Source organism: Kitasatospora sp. NPDC057936 (assembly GCF_042887525.1).
Lineage (GTDB): Bacteria > Actinomycetota > Actinomycetes > Streptomycetales > Streptomycetaceae > Kitasatospora.
On the sequence record NZ_JBHVPD010000003.1, the window covers coordinates 156,000 to 172,639 of the forward strand.

The following is a 16,640-nucleotide window of genomic DNA, read 5'->3' on the forward strand; positions in this document are numbered from 1 at the left end:
GGTGAATTCGAGGGGGCGGCCTTTCGCGTCCGGTTCTCGCTCCGGCTTTCGCGTCCGGCTCTCGCGTCCGGCTCTCGCGTCCGGCTCTCGCTCCGGCTCTCGCGTCCGGCCGGAAGCCGCCCCCGCCGAACCCCTCCCCGAAGCAGTGAATCGGTGCTTCAATGCTTCCATGGCCTACCGACGCACCCCCGCCGTCCAAGCCCGTCTGGACGCCCAGCGCGAGGCCGTGCTGCAGGCGGCCGTCGGCCTGCTCGCCGAGCGCGGGTACGGCGGCTGCACGATGGCCGCGGTCGCGGACCGCGCCGGGATCGCCACCGGCAGCGTGTACCAGCACTTCACCAACAAGGCCGAGTTGTCGGTGCAGTTGTTCCGCCGGGTGGTCACGCGCGAGATCGCTGCGGTGAACGCGGCCGTCGCCCGCCGGGAGACGCCCGAACAGCGGATCGCCGCGGTCGTGGAGACGTTCGCCGCCCGTGCCCTGCGCGCGCCACGGCTGGCGTACGCGCTGCTGGTCGAGCCGGCCGACGCGGTCGTGGACGCCGAACGCCTGGTGTTCCGGCGGGCGTTCCGCGACGTGATCGCGGCCGAGATCGCCGCCGCCGTGGCCGCCGGGCGGCTGCCCGCCCAGGACCCGGTGCTGACCGCCGCCGCCCTGGTCGGCGCGGTCGGCGAGGCCCTGGCCGGCCCCCTGGCCGCCGAGCCCGAGCCCGATCTGGCCCGCATGGAGCCCGAGCCCGAGTCGGCCCCCGCCGAGCCCGAGCCGCCCCGCACCACCCCCGCCGGAGCCGGACCCGAACGGACCACCGCCGAGGTGGTCCCCGCCCTGGTCTCCTTCACCCTGCGTGCCCTGGGAGGACGCGATGACAGCGACGCATGAGGTCACCAACCAGGTGCCCCTGCCGTACGGACACGACACCGCCGCCGATCCGACCCTGCTCGCCGCCCTGGACCGGGCCGGCGCCGGCTGGGCCGAGCCCGAGCTGCGCGAGCTCGGCCGACTGGCCGGCTCCGAGCAGGCCGCCGAGTGGGGCCGGCTGGCCAACGAGAACCCGCCGGTGCTGCGCACCCACGACCGCTTCGGCCACCGGATCGACGAGGTCGAGTTCCACCCGGCCTGGCACGAGCTGATGCGCACCGCCGTCTCCCACGGCCTGCACGCCGCGCCCTGGCGGGACGGCCGGCCCGGCGCCCACTCCGCCCGCGCCGCGAAGTTCTTCGTGTGGGGCCAGGTCGAGGCGGGCCACACCTGCCCGGTCTCGATGACCTACGCCGCCGTCCCGGCCCTGCGGGCGAACCCTTCCCTGGCGGCCGAGCTGGAACCGCTGCTGGCCGCCACGGAGTACGACTTCGGGCTGCGCGAGCCGCGCTCCAAGCGCGGGCTGATCGCCGGCATGTCGATGACCGAGAAGCAGGGCGGCTCGGACGTCCGCACCAACACCACCACGGCCACCCCGCACGCGGACGGCACGTACCGCCTGACCGGCCACAAGTGGTTCACTTCGGCGCCGATGTCCGACCTCTTCCTGACGCTCGCCCAGGCGCCGGGCGGGCTCAGCTGCTTCGTGCTGCCGCGCGTGCTCCCGGACGGCGGCCGCAACCGCCTCCACCTGATGCGGCTCAAGGACAAGCTGGGCAACAAGTCCAACGCCTCCGCCGAGCTGGAGTACGACGGCGCGGTGGGCTGGCTGGTCGGCGAGGAGGGCCGGGGCGTGCCGACCATCATCGAGATGGTCAACATGACCCGCCTCGACTGCACCGTCGGCGGCGCCTCCGGCATGCGCTACGGCGCGACCCGGGCCGTCCACCACGCCGTCCACCGGCGGGCGTTCGGCAAGGCGCTGGTGGACCAGCCGCTGATGCGCAACGTGCTCGCCGACCTGGTGGTGGAGTCCGAGGCCGCCACGGCCGTCGCCATGCGGCTGGCCCACGCCACCGACCTCGCCCTGGCCGGGGACGAGAACGAGGCGCTGGTACGGCGGTTGGGGCTGGCCGTCGCCAAGTACTGGGTCTGCAAGCGCGGTCCGGCGCACGCGGCCGAGGCGCTGGAGTGCCTGGGCGGCAACGGCTACGTGGAGGAGTCCGGCATGCCGCGGCTCTACCGGGAGGCGCCGCTGGTCTCGATCTGGGAGGGCTCGGGCAACGTCGCCGCCCTGGACGCGCTGCGGGCCATGGCCAGGCGCCCGGAGAGCGTCGAGGCGTTCCTCGGCGAGCTCGACTCGGCGGCCGGCGCGGACCGCCGCCTGGACGCGGCGGTCGCCGAACTGCGCAAGCAGCTCTCCGACCCGACGGACCTGGAGTACCGCACCCGCCGCCTGGTCGAGGCGATGGCGCTGGCCTTCCAGGGCTCGCTGCTCGTCCGGTACGGCAGCCCGGCGGTGGCCGACGCGTTCTGCGCGACCCGCCTCGGCGGCGACCACGGCGGTGCGTTCGGCACCCTGCCGCCCGGCGTCGACGTCACGGAGATCATTGACCGCGCCCGCCCGGTGCCCGCGTGAACGACCACACCGCGGAAGGCGCCGAGGCGGCGGCCGTCCGGGCGTTCTGGCGGGACCTCGGCCTGCCCGGCCTGATCGATGTCCACACCCACTTCATGCCGCAGAACGTCCTCGACAAGGTGTGGGCGTACTTCGACGCGGCCGGCCCGCTGGTGAACCGCCCCTGGCCGATCACCTACCGGGAGGCCGAGGAGCGGCGCGTCGAGCGGCTGCGGGAGTTCGGCGTCCGCGCGTTCACCTCCATGCTCTACCCGCACAAGCCGGGCATGGCCGCCTGGCTGAACGCGTGGGCCGCGGACTTCGCCGCCCGCACGCCGGACTGCCTGCACACCGCGACGTTCTTCCCCGAGCCCGGGGCGGCGGAGGACGTGGCGCGCGCGATCGACGAGGGCGCCCGGGTGTTCAAGGCACACCTCCAGGTCGGCGGCTACGACCCGGCGGACGCGCGGCTGGACGACGTGTGGGGGCTGCTGGCGGAGAGCGGCACCCCGGTGGTGACGCACTGCGGATCCGGGCCGGTGCCGGGCAAGTTCACCGGTCCGGGGCCGATCGGCGAGGTGGTGGCCCGCCACCCCGGGCTGGTGCTGGTGGTCGCCCACCTCGGCATGCCCGAGTACCGGGACTTCCTCGACCTCGCCGAGCGCCACCCGGCCGTCCGGCTGGACACCACGATCGCGTTCACCGACTTCGCCGAGGCCGACGTCCCGTTCCCGCGTGACGAACTCCCGCGCCTGCGCGGGCTGCAGGAGCGCGTCCTGCTCGGCAGCGACTTCCCGAACATCCCGTACCGGTACGTCCACCAGCTGGATTCGCTGGCCGGGCTGGGCCTGGGGGAGGAGTGGCTGCGGGCCGTCTGCCACGACAACGCGGCGGGTCTGTTCGGTCTCGGCGGCCCGTCCGCGTAGGCCGCCGAACGTCCGCGTGCAGCAGGTCAGTCGACGTCCCCAGCACCCGGACCACGTCCGCGCCCCGCAGGTCAGTCGACGTTCCGCAGCACCCGGACCACGTCCGCGTGCAGTCCGGGCGCGGCGGCGAGGAACCCGTCGGACGCGGCCGTCCAGGCCGCCCCGGCGGTGTCCGTCACCGTCGCGCCCGCCTCGCTCGCGATCAGTGCGCCGGGCAGCAGGTTGGGCGCGTCGGCGCCGTACTCCCAGAACAGCGCGAGGTGCCCGGAGCCGACCTGCGCCACCTGGAGGGCGGTCGGACCGAGGTTGCGCACCGCGACGACGGCGCCGGCCATCGCGGTCAGCGACTCGCCCGCCCGGCGCAGGGCGACCGGGTCGCCGGCGGCGGTCGGCGGCTGGCTGGTCGCCGCGACGGCCGACCCCAGGGTGCGGGGCAGCGGCGCGATCGGCCGCCCGTCCAGGTGGGCGCCGCCGCCGAGCACGGCGCGGTAGGTCCGTCCACCGAGCAGCTCGGGCGCGTGGACCACGGCCAGCACGGCCCGGCCGTCCCGGACGAGCGTCGCGGTGACGGCCCAGTACGGCAGGCCGAGCAGGTACTGCACCGCGCCGTCGGTGGCGTCGCACAGCCACCACTCGCCCTCGGCCGGCACCGCGCCGTCGAACTCGTCGTCCAGCCAACCGGCGTCCGGGCGCAACGAGCCGAGCCGCTCCCGCAGTTCGGCTGCGGCGGGGCCGTCGATCTCGGCGAACCGCGCCACCGCCTCCTCGGCCGTCCGCGCCGGGGTCGGCTCGGTGGGCCGTCGCGCCACCAGCTTCGCGCCGACCTCGCGCACCGCGGCCTCCACACCCTCGGCCAGCGCCCACAGCTCCATCGTCGTACCCCACTCCTGGCCGGACCGTCCGGCCGCACAGGACAAGGAGTACCGTCGGACCGGATGAACAGGACGCTCAACGGGCTCGGAATGATGGAGATCGGACACCATGGACCTATCGACGGCTGATCCGGACACGGCCCTCGACCTCCTCGACCGCCGGCTGGTCTGCGCGCTCCAGGTCGACGGCCGGGCCGAGACCGGCCGGATCGCCGAGGTGCTGGGCGTCTCCGCCCGGACGGTCACCCGCCGCCTGGCCAGGCTGCGCGGGGCCGGCGTGCTGCGGGTGGTGCGGATGCCGGACGTGGAGGACGCGGCCGTCGGCGCGCTGCTGCTGCGCGTGCGGGTGCTGCGCGGCACGGTGGACGCCATCGCGAAGGCGTTGGCCGACCGCCCGGACGTCCCGTTCGTCGACGTGATGCTCGGCGGCCAGGAGATCGGCGCCGTCATGCTGAGCGACGCCGGCGGCCGCGACCGCCTGCTGTACGGGCAGCTGCCCGCGACCGCCGCCGTCACCGAGACCACCACCCACGCCGTCCTGCACGCCTACGCGGACGCCGGGCAGTGGCAGGCCGGATACCTGGACGCGGACGAGGCCGCGGCGCTCGCCCGGCCCGTCGCACCGCGCCCGCGGACGCCCCCGCCGTCGGACGAGCTGGACCACGCGCTGCTGGCCCGGCTCACCGAGGACGCCCGGCAGTCGCACGCCGCCCTCGCCGAGGCCGTCGGCGCACCCGAGTCGACCGTCCGCCGCCGCCTGCACCGCCTCGACGAGTCCGGGCTGCTGCGCACCCACGCGACCGTCGACCCCCGGCTGCTCGGCCTGGCCGTGGACGCCAACCTCTGGCTGGACGTGCCGCCCGGCCGGCTCGCCGAGACCGGCGCGGCCCTGGCCCGGCACCCGCACGTGCACGGGGTGCTCGCGACCAGCGGGCCGACGAACCTGATGGCCGCGGTGTTCTGCCGGGACCACGCGGGGCTCTACCGGTTCGTCACGGACACCCTCGGCCCGCTCGGGGTGACGCGCGCCGAGACGGCGATCGTCGCGCGCGCGGTGAAGCGGGCGGGCGTCCCGCTCCGGAGGCTCGGCCCACAGCGGTGACCGGGCCCACCGGGGCCTCGCCAGCGTCCCGGCGTCCCAAGTGCCCAAGCACCCAAGCGCCCTGGCGCCCCAACGCCCAAGCGCCTACCGGCCTCAGACGCCGGTGCTCGACCCCGGACGGATGACCATCAGCACCACGACGACCGCCCACAGCAGGTTGAAGACGCCGGCCGTCATCGGCAGCATCTTGAGGCCCTTCACGGCCTTGTCGCGCTGCTCGTCCCCGGTCTCCTGGGCGAGCGCGTCGACGGCGGCCTGCTGGCCGGGCAGCACGAAGAGCAGCAGCGAGAGCGCGGCGACCGCGGTCAGGACCATCGAGACGATCAGCCAGGACTGCCCGAGCACGTCCATCACCTGGGCCAGCCCGATGCCCAGCACCGGCACGGCCACCCCCAGCAGCGCGTAGACCTGGGTGATCCGGTGCAGGATCCGCAGCACGCCGGCGTCGGAGGCCTGGTCGGGCCCGCCCGCCAGCGCCGCCTTCGCACGGCGCGGGAACATGCTGACGGCCACCGCGACCGGGCCTATGAACAGGACCGACGCGAGGACGTGCAGGCTCAGCAGGAACTTGGCCATGGCGGGGACACCCTTAATCCGGCGGTGGGCAGCGATTCGGCGGGGCGGCCGCGGTCCGGCGCCCGACCAGGCACGCTAACACCGCTTACCCCGGCGCCCGCCGCGCGGGTCAGGCCCCGGCCGTCAGCTCCACGACCTGCGGCTCGGCGGTGCTGACCGCCGCCACCGCGGCGCCGTGCGCCGGGTCCGTCCAGTCGACGAAGTGCAGGTCCTGGTGGCGGCTGCGCAGCGGTCCGTCCGCCGGGACGGCCAGTGGCAGGTCGGAGAGGTCGACCGCGGCCAGCGTGTCCATGCTGGTCCGCCCGATCTTGATCAGCGACTCCTTGCGCACCCACAGCCGCAGGAAGGCCCGGTCCGGCTCCGGGGCCGCCTGCACCAGGGCGAGCTCGGCCGGCGCGAGCACCCGCTGCGCGACCTCGCCCAGCGAGCGCCCGCGCGCGGCGAGCTCGACGTCGACGCCGACGGGCTCGAAGCCTGCGGCCGCGGCGACCACGCCCCGGGTGTGCGAGAGGCTCACGTGCACGTCCGGGTGGTCCGGGAGGAACGGCTTGCCGTGGTCGGCCCGGCCGCAGTCGGGGCACTGCTGGGCGAGTGCGAGGCCGTCGGCCGGGACGCCGAGGAGCCGGGCGGCGCAGAGCCGGACCAGGAGGTGGCCGGCGGTGAAGTCGACCCGCCCGGTCTCCGTCCGGAAGCGTGCCGCGCGTTGCCGTTCGAGGTCCGTGAGCAGGTGCTCGCCCACCTCGGGGCGGCGCAGGACGGCCTCGGCGGAGGCGACGGCGACGAGCGGGGCGGGCCGGTCCTGGCGCCGGTCGTGGTCCTCGGTGGTCATGTCCCCAACCTAGGCCATGGGCCCGCGCCCCGGGGGCCGGTCGATCCGCTCGGCCGTTCGATGGACACCGGGATCGGATCCGAGGATCCACAGGGTATGAATAGTCCGATTTGTGACGTCATGTCGCGAATACGTGGGATCGCCAGGTAATCACCCGAAGATGGCAGGTTGAGCGACCTGCCTCTTTCCTTGTGTGGAGGAACGCGTCGATGGGTCAGGGCACCGGTACGCCGGATCACAGAACGACCGCCGTGAAGAGACCGCAGGTTCCCGGCCGCCGGGCCGTGCGGATCGCCGTCGCCACGGCCTTCGCCGCGGTGCCGATGGCCGCCGTGCTGTCGGTCGTTTCCGCCGCGCCGCTGGCGCCGCCGCTCGGCGCCTGCACCGGGCCCGACTGCCCGTCCACCTGGCCGCCGCCGAACAACGGCGACTTCACCGGCCGGGACGCCACGATCAACGTCTTCACCGGCGGCGACTACACCGTCAACGGCCGTGCCGCCGAGGCCGAGGGCAAGATCGTCACGCTCGGGGTCCTGACCCTCGACAAGAACGGGGGCGGCGTCTACAACATGGGCGTCGTGGGCGTCGGCTCACGCGTCGTGCCGCCCAACGGCAGCGACTTCGTCACCACCGGCGGCAACGTCGACGTGAAGAGCGGCAACTCGATCCTGATCGGCGGCAGCGACTCCCACGGCCCGGCTTTCGGCAACCTGCGCCACGCGGGCAGCGTCACCGGAACCGTCAGCATCGACCCGATCGGCGAGTCGATCCAGGACCCGAACGCGGCAGCGCCGTACCAGACGGTGCTCACCCAGATCGAGGAGGTCTCGGACTGCGTCGGGCGGGCCACCGCCACGGGCACCGTCGACGTCTCCTCCAGTCAGGCCACCTTCACCGGTGACGGCACCAGCACGAAGCAGGTCTTCAACGTCACCCGGAACCTCGCCTCGCCGACCGGCGGGCAGATCGGCCTGGTGTTCAACAACATCCCGGCCGGGGCCACCGTCGTGGTGAACATGCTCGGCGACAGCCCGGTCATCAACACCTACACGGGCACCGGCCTGGCCGGGGACCAGACCACCGACATGCGCTCGAAGCTGATGTACAACTTCCCGACCGCGACCACGGCGCAGATCCTCGGCAGCGCCCAGTTCCAGGGCTCTGTCCTGGCGGGCAACCCGGGCGGGACGACGACCATCGCCCAGGCGGGCATGAACGGCCGGGTGTACCTCGCGGGCAACCTGATCCACACCGGCACCGGCGGCTACGAGATCCACAGCTACCCGTTCGACGGGGACCTGCCGGAGTGCAAGACCTCGCCGAGCCCGTCGCCGTCGTCCAACTCGCCGTCCCCGTCTCCGACGAACTCGCCGTCTCCGACGAACTCCCCGTCCCCGACGAACTCCCCTTCGCCGACCAGCTCCCCGTCCCCGACGAACTCCCCTTCGCCGACCAACTCGCCTTCGCCGACCAACTCCCCGTCCCCGACGAACTCCCCGTCGCCGTCCCCGACCGCGAGCACCACGTCGCCGTCGGCCACCACCACCTCGCCCTCGGCGAGTTCGTCCACCGCGGGCCCCGTGCCGACCAGCTGGCACCCGACCGGGCACGAGTCCAGCGGTCACCACCACGGTGGCGGTGAGCTGCCGTCGACGGGCGCGGGCAACGCCCCGTTCGTCCTCGGCGCCGCGGGCGTCGGCGCACTCGCCCTCGGCGGCCTCGCCGTGATGGTCGCCCGCCGCCGCGGCCGCCACAGCTGACCACCCCCACGGCACGACGGGCCGCCCGGTCACTCCCGACCGGGCGGCCCGAGCCGTGCCGGCGGCCGTCGGCGAGCGTATGACGAGGCCGGAACGCGAGGGGCCGGCCACCGGTCGTGCGGTCAGCGTCCCGCGAGGAACCGGTCCATGGCCTTCGTCGCTGCCCCACGACGCGGGCAGGGAGCGCCCGTTCCCGGCCGGATCCCCCGGCCGGGAAGCCCGGGCCCGGTCAGGTCACCTCGCCCCGGCGGGAGAACCGTTCCTGCCGCCACTCGCCGCTCTCCAGCACCTCCGCCAGATGCTGTGCCGCGTCCCAGACGTCGACGTGGGACAGGTAGAGCGGGGTGAACCCGAAGCGCATCAGGTCCGGCGCGCGGAAATCCCCGATCACGCCGCGCGCGATCAGCGCCTGCACTACCGGGTAGCCGTCGGCGAACCGCAGCGCGACCTGGCTGCCGCGCCGGGCGTGCTCGCGCGGGGTCGCCACCTCGATCCCGTCCAGGCCCTCGACCAGCGCGATGAACAGGTCGGTCAGCGCGAGGCTCTTCGCCCGCACGGCGGCCAGGTCGGCGCGCTCCCACACGTCCAGGCTGGCGCCCAGCGCGGCCTGGCCGAGCAGTGACGGCGAGCTGCACAGGAAGCGCCCGATGCCCTCCTTGGGGTCGTACCCGGGCTCGAACGCGAACGGCCGCGCGTGGCCGAACCAACCGCTCAGCGGCTGCACCGGACCGGCCGCCAGGTGCCGCTCGGCGACGTACAGGAAGGCCGGCGCGCCCGGGCCGCCGTTCAGGTACTTGTAGGTGCAACCGATCGCGAAGTCCGCGCCCGAGGCGCCGAGTTCGACCGGCAGTGCGCCCACCGAGTGGCACACGTCCCAGATCATCAGCGCGCCCGCGGCCTGCACGCGCGCGGTGATCCCGGGCATGTCGAGCAGCTCCCCGGTGCGGTAGTCCACGTGGGACAGGACGACGGCGGCGACGTCCCCGTCCAGGTGCGCGTCCAGCTCCTCCGGGCGGATCAGCACGCTGCGCGCGCCCTCGACCAGGCCGGTCACGCCCTCGGCGATGTAGAGGTCGGTCGGGAACGCCTCGGCGTCGCCGAGCACCGTGCCGCGCCCCGGGCGCAGCCGCAGCGCCGCCGAGAGCACCTTGAACAGGTTCACGGAGGTGGTGTCGCAGACCGCGACCTCGTCCGCGCCGGCCCCGACCAGCGGTGCGATCCGGCGGCCGAGCGCGTACGGCTGCTCGAACCAGCCGGCGTCGTTCCAGCTGCGGATGAGGTCGCGGCCCCACTCCTCCTCGACCACCTGGCGCACCCGCTCGGGCGTGCGCACCGGCAGTGCGCCCAGCGAGTTCCCGTCCAGGTAGATCACCCCGTCCGGCAGTGCGAACTCCTTGCGGAACGCCGCCAGCGGGTCGACGGCGTCCAGCGCCGCGCACTCCTCGCGCGTGAGCGCACCCGTGATCTTGCCCGTGCCCATGTCCTGCCTCTCGCTCACATCTCGTCCCGGATGGACCACAGCTCCGGGAACACGTCCTGGTCGGCCGACTTGCGCAGCCAGGTCAGCCCGCTGGAGCCGCCCGAGCCGGGCTTGGCGCCCATCGTGCGGCGGACCGCGTTCAGGTGGCGCTGGCGCCACCGGGTGACCCGCTCGGCGACGTCCAGCAGCGCCTCGGCGAGCGGCTGGAGGCCGGCGAACTCCGGCTCGGCGTACACCCGGCGCCAGGCCGCCTCGACCTCGGGGGAGGCGTGGTGGCGCTGCTCGGACGGCAGGTGCGGGACGGTCAGTCCGCGGCGGGCGAGCACGGCCAGCGCGTCGTCGTACAGGCTGGGGGCACGCAGCGCCTCGGCCAGCTCGTCGCGGGTGCGCGGCGCGTCCGCGTACATGTTCAGCAGCGCGGCGTTCTTGTTGCCGAGCAGGAACTCCAGGTGCAGGAAGGCCGAGGACTGGAAGCCCGAGGCCTCGCCGAACAGCGCGCGGAAGGAGTTGAACTCCTGCGGTGTCATGGTGGCGAGCAGGTCCCAGGACTCGGTCAGCACGTCCTGGACGTGCGTGCCGCGCCGCAGGGCGGCGAGCGCCGCCGGCAGGTCGTCCTCGCGCAGTGCCTGCTGGGCGAGCGTCCACTCGTGCCGCAGCAGGTCGAACAGCAGCTCCATCACCTGCGTGGTGACGATGAACGACATCTCGGCCGGCGCCTTGCTGAGCGGGTGCTGCAGGCCGTGCAGCTCGTCCAGGCGCGCGTAGCGGGCGTACGGGGTCCCCCGACCCGGTTCCTCGCCCCCGACGAATGACAGGCTGGGCGTCTCCACCGTGTCGTGCCCCATCCCGATCCCTCCTGACGGCCGGGCACCACGGCCCGGGCCCGGTGACCAGACGGACGGCCTGGTTCCACCGGGGGCCCCATTGTGCGGCGGTGTCGGCCCCGGATTGAATGGCCTCCGGGTACCGCAACGGGCCCTCGGGCTGTTGTTCGCGAGGCGTTGTGCCGATTCCCTTTACGATCGGCAAGACCGCCGATTCCAGCCACTCGCACGCCACGTGCACAGCACTCCGGGAGCCGCCATGGACGCCGTCGACCGCCGCCTGCTGGCCGAGCTCCAGGCCGACGCCAGGCTCTCGTACAACGAACTCTCCCGCCGGGTGAGCCTGTCCGCACCCGCGGTGGCCGAACGGGTCCGCCGGCTGGAGGCGGACGGTGTGATCACCGGCTACCACGCCCACGTGGACCTTCCCCGCGCCGGGCTGCCGATCACGGCGCTGGTCCAGATCCAGTGCTACGGCCCGCGCTGCGTGCTGCGGGACCCGGAGGTGGCGAACTGGCCCGAGGTGCTCCAGCTGCACCGGGTCACCGGCGGGGCCTGCTGCGTGCTGCTGGTCGCGGCGCCCACGATGGCCGAGTTCGAGCGGCTGTGCGACCGGCTCGGCGGCTACGGCCAGCCGTCGAGCTCGATGATCCTCTCCAGCCCGGTGCCGTGGCGCACGGTCGTCGTGCCGTGACTCCCGTGACTCCCGTGACTCCCGTGACGCCCATGGCTCCCGTGACTCCCGTGGCCGTGGGGAAAACCCCTCCCCGGTCCCGGGACCGGGGAGTAGGTTCCTCGGCATGCCGAACGAGCGTCACATCCTGCTTCTGACCGGGAGCCTCCGCGCCGGATCCTCCAACGAGACGGTGCTGCGGACGGCCGAGGCCCTCGCCGCCGGGGCCCCGGGCCTGCGCGCCACCTACTTCGAGGGGCTGGCCGACCTCCCGCACTTCAACCCCGACCACGACACCGATCCGCTGCCGGAGGCGGTGGCCGCGCTGCGCGCCGCGGTCGAGGCCGCCGACGCGCTGCTGATCTGCACGCCGGAGTACGCGGGCACGCTGCCCGGTTCGTTCAAGAACCTGCTGGACTGGACGGTCGGCGGGGTCGAGATCTCCGACAAGCCGGCGGCCTGGATCAACTGCGCCGCCCCCGGCCGCGGCGAGGGCGCCGAGGCCACCCTGCGCGCCGTCCTGGGCTACACCGGCGCGGCCGTCGTGGACGAGGCCTGTGTCCGGATCCCGCTGGACCGCGGGGCGGTCGGTGCGGACGGCCTGATCGCCGACCCGCTGGCGCGGGAGCGGATCGGCGAGGTGCTGACCCGCCTCGCCGCGGCCTGACGGCGCGGCCGGCCGGGCCCGGCGCCCTTCAGCGCCGCCGGGCCCGGCGCCCTTCAAGGGCCCCCCAGTGCCCCTCAGTGCCCCTCGGCGATGTGCACGCCGAGCCCGGCCAGGCCGTTCAGGAACAGCTCGACGCCCACCGCCGCCAGCAGCAGTCCGAGCAGCCGGGACAGCACCTCCAGCGAGGTGCGGTGGGTGCGCCGCATCAGCGGGGCGAGCAGCGCCACGGCGACGTAGTTGATCACCACGACGGCCACGTAGGCCCCGGCGACGGTGGTCCGCCAGCCCCAGTCGTCCTTGGTGAGCGAGGCGACCAGGACGGCGCTGACGGCGAGCGGGCTGGCGATGTACGGCAGCAGGAGCTCGCGGAAGCCGTCCAGCATCGGGTTCGGCAGGTGCTCGTCGTCCTCGCCCTCGCCGAGGTGCACCCCGAAGACCAGCGCGACGGCGTAGATGAAGAAGATCGTCCCGCCGGCGAGCTGCAGGGACTGGTCGCTGATGTGGAACAGCGTCGTGACCTCGTCCGCGCTGAAGCCCAGCACCAGGCCGATCACGGCCGAGACGACCGTGCTCCAGGCGGCGAGCCGCCGCAGTTCCCGGGTGGTCCGGGTGGGGGCCAGCCGGGCGAAGGACAGCAGCACCTTCGGCGGTCCGACGACGGCGAAGAAGGTGATGAAGGCGCTGGACAGGTTGAAGACGAACATCCGCTCAGCATGACCGCGGGGTCCGCCGGGGGCTGCGGTCCGTTCCCGGTCGGCGGCTGATTCGCCCGGATGGCGGTCCCGGCTCGAACGGGTGCGCGGTCTCGGGTCCCATGGACGGAGGACCACCACCGCGGGAACGAGGTTGCGACATGTGTCTGAACCGTAGGGACCTGGGCCTGCTGGCCCTGCGCGGCGCGGTCGGCGGGGTGCTGATCGCGCACGGCACCCAGAAGCTGTTCGGCTGGTTCGGTGGCGGCGGCCTGGAGGGCACCACCAAGGCGATGGAGGGCATGGGCTTCCACCCGGCCAGGGAGAGCGCGATCGCGGCCGGCCTCGGCGAGGCGGGCGGCGGCGCACTGCTGGTGGCGGGCCTGGCCACGCCGGCGGCCGGCGCGGTGGTGGCCGGCACGATGGCCGGCGCCGTGGCGGTGCACGCCCCGGCCGGCTTCTTCATGACCTCCGGCGGCTACGAGTACCCGGCGTTCCTCGGCGCGACCGGGCTGGCGCTGGGCCTGGCCGGCCCGGGCCGGTACTCGCTCGACCACGTGACCGGCCACGCCTTCGACCGGCCGTGGGTCGGTGTGCTGGCCTTCGTCGCGAGCGCCGCGTCCGCGTACGGCGTGGTGGCCCGGCGCCGGCACGTCGTGCGGCTGCGCGAGGAACGGGCGGCGGTGGAGGCGGACGAGCAGGAGGGCTCGGGCCTGTCCTGACGTCGCCACCCTGACATCGCCACCCTGACGTCGCCGCCCGCCCGGCTCACCCGGAGGCACCGCCCCGCTGGCGGCTCCGCCCGGGGCCTCGGAGGGTGGGCCGGGAGGCGTGCCGGGCGGCCCGGGCGCCGGAGGACACCAGAAGGGACGGGACCGCCCATGGACCGCCAGCCGCTCACCCGGGCCACCCGGGTCACCCGCAGGGTCACCGCGCAGCTGCCGGACGCCCCGCTGCTGCGCCGCCGACGCCGCGCCGTGGCCGGAGTGTTGGCCACCGTGGTGGTCGCGGGTGCGGTGCTGGCGGGGTGCTCGTCGGGCAAGAGCCCGAGCAGTGCGGTGTCCTCGGCCGCCGGCGAGATCGAGAAGGGCGTCTCGGCCGCGGCGTCGGCCGCCTCGGCGCTGGCCTCGGCGGCCGGCGGGGCCGGTTCGGCGCTCTCGTCGGCGCAGGCGCAGGCCTCGGCGGCGTTCTCGGCGGCCTCGTCCGCCGTGGCGGGGATCAAGGGCGGGCTGGACGCCAAGGCCGACGTCGCAGTGGGGGCGGTGACGACCGGTTCGGACGGCAGGGCGCAGGCGCAGCTGACGGTGACCAACCACGGGCAGCAGTCCTACCGGTACGTGATCCAGGTCGACTTCACGGACGGATCCGGCCAGGTGCAGGACGCGACGGCGGTGACCCTGGACGACGTGGCCGCCGGGCAGGGCGCCCAGGCCACCGCGAAGAGCAACCGGGACCTGTCCGGGACGATCAAGGCCGTGGTGGCGAACGCCGTCCGCTACTGACGCGCAGGTCGCCGGGGGTGCCCGTGGGGGAGGCGAACCTTAAGCGCGGGTCAAGGCCCGACGGCCCCTCTTGACGGGCGAGTTGGTCTAGTCCATTTTTATTGCCCAGGTGCAGGGAGCCCCTGAACCGGCGTCAGCGGCCGTACGGCCGCCGGCGCCGGTTCGGCACATCCCGGTGTCCGTTACGGCCTGATCCCGCTCGATTCCCTTTCCCGCTCGATTCCCTTCCTTGATCTGTCATGCCCCGGTCGTCCGGCCCCACCCCGGACGGCGTCCCCGGGGCGGACAGAACCCCCACACCCAGGAGTCACGCACCCATGCTGCGCTCACGCATTGAAAGGGCCGGGACCCCGGCTCAGGAAGGCGTCCGCCGTCGGCGCCCGAAGAGCCTGGCCGCGATCGCGGCCGGCACCACCGCCTCCCTGCTGCTCGGCGCGGGCCTCGCCCTCACCGGCGGCGGCGCGGCCAATGCCGCGACCACCAACTCCACCGGCGCGCCCGCCACCAGCGGCGGCATCAAGGTCGCCTACTTCGACCAGTGGTCGATCTACGCGAACGGGTACTACCCGAAGACGATCCAGGACACCGGCGTGGCCGGGAAGCTGGACTACCTGATCTACGACTTCGCCAACATCAACCCGACCGACCTGGGCTGTTTCGAGGCCACCAAGGCCGCGGACACGAACGACAACAACCCCAACGCGGGTGACGGCGCGGGCGACGCGTTCGCCGACTACCAGAAGAGCTTCGGCGCCGACATCTCGGTCGACGGCGTCGGCGACGTCTGGAACCAGGGCATCGCGGGCAACTTCAACCAGCTGAAGAAGCTGAAGGCGAAGAACCCGAAGCTCAAGGTCCTGATCTCGCTGGGCGGTTGGACCTACTCCAAGTACTTCTCGTCGGCGGCCGCCACGGACGCCTCGCGCAAGCACCTGGTCTCGTCCTGCCTCGACATGTTCATCAAGGGCAACCTCCCGAGCGAGGCCGGCTACGGCGGCCCGGGCTCGGCGGCCGGCGTCTTCGACGGTGTCGACATCGACTGGGAGTACCCGGGCGGCGGCGGTCACACCGGCAACATCTCCAGCCCGGCCGACAAGCAGAACTACACCCTGCTGCTGCAGGAGTTCCGCAACCAGCTGGACGCGCAGGGCAAGGCCGACAACAAGACCTACGCCCTGTCGGCGGCGGTCGGCGCCGGCCAGGACAAGATCATGAACGTCGAGACCGACAAGATCGGCCAGTACCTCACGTTCCTCGACGTCATGACCTACGACATGCACGGCGGCTGGGACGCCCAGGGCCCGACCAACCACCAGGCCCCGCTCTACTCCGGCCCGAACGACCCGATGACCCCGGCCAAGCCGGGCCACGGCAAGTACTCGATCGACAACGCCGTCAAGGCGTGGACGGTCGGCGACCCGGACTACGGCATCCCCGGCGGCTTCCCCGCCAACAAGATCAACATGGGTGTGCCGTTCTACTACCGCGGCTGGACCGGCGTCCCGAACAACGGCCAGAACGGCCTGTTCCAGCCCGCCGCCAACCCCGCCGCCGGCGCCGCGATGTCCGGCAACGTCCCCGGCATCCAGATGTACAAGGAGCTCACGGGCTTCGTCGACAACCCGTCCAAGACCTTCTGGGACGACGCCGCGAAGGCCACGTACTTCTACGACGGCACCACCTTCTGGAGCGGTGAGGACGCCCGGTCGATCCAGGCCAAGCTCGACTACGCCCACTGCAACGGCCTCGGCGGCTCCTTCGCCTTCTCGCTGTACGACCTGGGGACCAACACCTCCCTGTTCGACACGATGGCGAACGCCACCAACGGCTCGGCCGCGGCCTGCCCGGCCCCGCCGACCGGCACCCCGAGCTCCACCGCGACCCCGACCCAGACCCCGACCGGCACCCCCACCGGCACGCCGACCGGGACCCCCACGGGCACCCCGACCGGTACGCCGACCGGCACCCCCACCGGCACGCCGGTCACCTGCCCGGCCGCCCCGAGCTGGGACCCGAACGCCACCTACGCGGCCGGCGGCACCAAGGTCTCCTGGAAGGGCCACTACTACACCAACAAGTGGTGGACCAAGGGCGAGGACCCGACCCAGAGCGGCCAGTGGGGCGTCTGGACCGACAACGGCCCCTGCTGACGCCCGGGCCCGATCCCGAGAACGGCTGAGGGCCTGACGGACCCCGCACCGAAACCGAAAGACGTCCGGCCCGCCGGGGGAGACCACTCCCTCGGCGGGCCGGAGCCATGTGC

General features: G+C 73.8%; 16 protein-coding genes. 10 read left to right on the forward strand and 6 right to left on the reverse strand.

The genetic code is table 11. The features are described 5' to 3' along the window. Positions 1-169: 169 nt before the first annotated feature. From ACFVU9_RS02950 to ACFVU9_RS02960, 3 genes are read left to right on the forward strand one after another with little or no spacing between them, the layout of a single operon-like run. Positions 170-877, forward strand: a complete 708-nt coding sequence (locus ACFVU9_RS02950) for a TetR/AcrR family transcriptional regulator (protein ID WP_387589256.1) — start codon at positions 170-172, stop codon at positions 875-877. Further along, positions 861-2,495, forward strand: a complete 1,635-nt coding sequence (locus ACFVU9_RS02955; RefSeq protein ID WP_380439366.1) for an acyl-CoA dehydrogenase family protein — start codon at positions 861-863, stop codon at positions 2,493-2,495. The genes ACFVU9_RS02950 and ACFVU9_RS02955 overlap by 17 nt, the downstream gene beginning before the upstream one ends. Next, complete coding sequence (locus ACFVU9_RS02960; RefSeq protein WP_387589259.1) at positions 2,492-3,400, forward strand: amidohydrolase family protein; 909 nt, start codon at positions 2,492-2,494, stop codon at positions 3,398-3,400. The genes ACFVU9_RS02955 and ACFVU9_RS02960 overlap by 4 nt, the downstream gene beginning before the upstream one ends. 71 nt (positions 3,401-3,471) lie before the next feature. On the opposite strand, the gene ACFVU9_RS02965 is transcribed toward ACFVU9_RS02960, so the two are convergent. Next, positions 3,472-4,272, reverse strand: a complete 801-nt coding sequence (locus ACFVU9_RS02965) for an inositol monophosphatase family protein (RefSeq protein WP_380439370.1) — start codon at positions 4,270-4,272, stop codon at positions 3,472-3,474. Positions 4,273-4,381: 109 nt separating this feature from the next. Here ACFVU9_RS02965 and ACFVU9_RS02970 point away from each other — a divergent pair, with 109 nt between their 5' ends. Next, complete coding sequence (locus ACFVU9_RS02970; RefSeq protein ID WP_387589264.1) at positions 4,382-5,374, forward strand: Lrp/AsnC family transcriptional regulator; 993 nt, start codon at positions 4,382-4,384, stop codon at positions 5,372-5,374. A gap of 93 nt (positions 5,375-5,467) precedes the next feature. Here the strand turns inward: ACFVU9_RS02970 and ACFVU9_RS02975 are convergent, their stop codons facing one another. Both ACFVU9_RS02975 and ACFVU9_RS02980 read right to left on the reverse strand, forming a co-directional pair. Then, positions 5,468-5,950 (reverse strand): DUF2269 family protein, encoded by a 483-nt coding sequence (locus ACFVU9_RS02975; protein WP_380439374.1) that lies wholly within the window; start codon positions 5,948-5,950, stop codon positions 5,468-5,470. Positions 5,951-6,059: 109 nt separating this feature from the next. Then, a complete protein-coding gene (locus ACFVU9_RS02980) occupies positions 6,060-6,779 on the reverse strand; it encodes a 4'-phosphopantetheinyl transferase family protein (protein WP_380506488.1) in 720 nt (239 codons plus the stop codon). 251 nt (positions 6,780-7,030) lie between these two features. Between ACFVU9_RS02980 and ACFVU9_RS02985 the strand changes: the two genes are divergently transcribed. Beyond that, the gene (locus tag ACFVU9_RS02985; RefSeq protein ID WP_387589268.1) at positions 7,031-8,539 is read left to right on the forward strand and encodes a choice-of-anchor A family protein; all 1,509 of its coding nucleotides are present in this window, start codon (positions 7,031-7,033) and stop codon (positions 8,537-8,539) included. A gap of 229 nt (positions 8,540-8,768) precedes the next feature. Here the strand turns inward: ACFVU9_RS02985 and kynU are convergent, their stop codons facing one another. Beyond that, on the reverse strand, positions 8,769-10,019 hold the full coding sequence (gene kynU / locus ACFVU9_RS02990) for a kynureninase (RefSeq protein ID WP_387589345.1): 1,251 nt from the start codon (positions 10,017-10,019) through the stop codon (positions 8,769-8,771). Between the two features lie 14 nt (positions 10,020-10,033). Continuing rightward, on the reverse strand, positions 10,034-10,864 hold the full coding sequence (locus ACFVU9_RS02995) for a tryptophan 2,3-dioxygenase (protein WP_380439380.1): 831 nt from the start codon (positions 10,862-10,864) through the stop codon (positions 10,034-10,036). A 238-nt stretch (positions 10,865-11,102) separates the two neighbouring features. Between ACFVU9_RS02995 and ACFVU9_RS03000 the strand changes: the two genes are divergently transcribed. After that, positions 11,103-11,537 (forward strand): Lrp/AsnC family transcriptional regulator, encoded by a 435-nt coding sequence (locus ACFVU9_RS03000; protein WP_380439382.1) that lies wholly within the window; start codon positions 11,103-11,105, stop codon positions 11,535-11,537. 106 nt (positions 11,538-11,643) lie between these two features. Next, positions 11,644-12,183, forward strand: coding sequence for an NADPH-dependent FMN reductase (locus ACFVU9_RS03005; RefSeq protein ID WP_387589271.1), 540 nt, complete (start codon positions 11,644-11,646; stop codon positions 12,181-12,183). 74 nt (positions 12,184-12,257) lie between these two features. Here ACFVU9_RS03005 and ACFVU9_RS03010 read toward each other — a convergent pair whose 3' ends face one another. Beyond that, entirely contained in the window at positions 12,258-12,887 is a 630-nt protein-coding gene (locus ACFVU9_RS03010; RefSeq protein ID WP_380493499.1) for a MarC family protein, read from the reverse strand. A gap of 149 nt (positions 12,888-13,036) precedes the next feature. Here ACFVU9_RS03010 and ACFVU9_RS03015 point away from each other — a divergent pair, with 149 nt between their 5' ends. The 3 genes from ACFVU9_RS03015 to ACFVU9_RS03025 all read left to right on the forward strand — a co-directional run bounded on the left by ACFVU9_RS03015 (position 13,037) and on the right by ACFVU9_RS03025 (position 16,527). Then, positions 13,037-13,597 (forward strand): DoxX family protein, encoded by a 561-nt coding sequence (locus ACFVU9_RS03015; RefSeq protein ID WP_380439387.1) that lies wholly within the window; start codon positions 13,037-13,039, stop codon positions 13,595-13,597. Between the two features lie 159 nt (positions 13,598-13,756). Then, complete coding sequence (locus ACFVU9_RS03020) at positions 13,757-14,377, forward strand: hypothetical protein (RefSeq protein WP_380506476.1); 621 nt, start codon at positions 13,757-13,759, stop codon at positions 14,375-14,377. A 317-nt stretch (positions 14,378-14,694) separates the two neighbouring features. Continuing rightward, positions 14,695-16,527, forward strand: a complete 1,833-nt coding sequence (locus ACFVU9_RS03025) for a glycosyl hydrolase family 18 protein (RefSeq protein ID WP_387589276.1) — start codon at positions 14,695-14,697, stop codon at positions 16,525-16,527. The last annotated feature ends 113 nt before the right edge of the window (positions 16,528-16,640 follow it).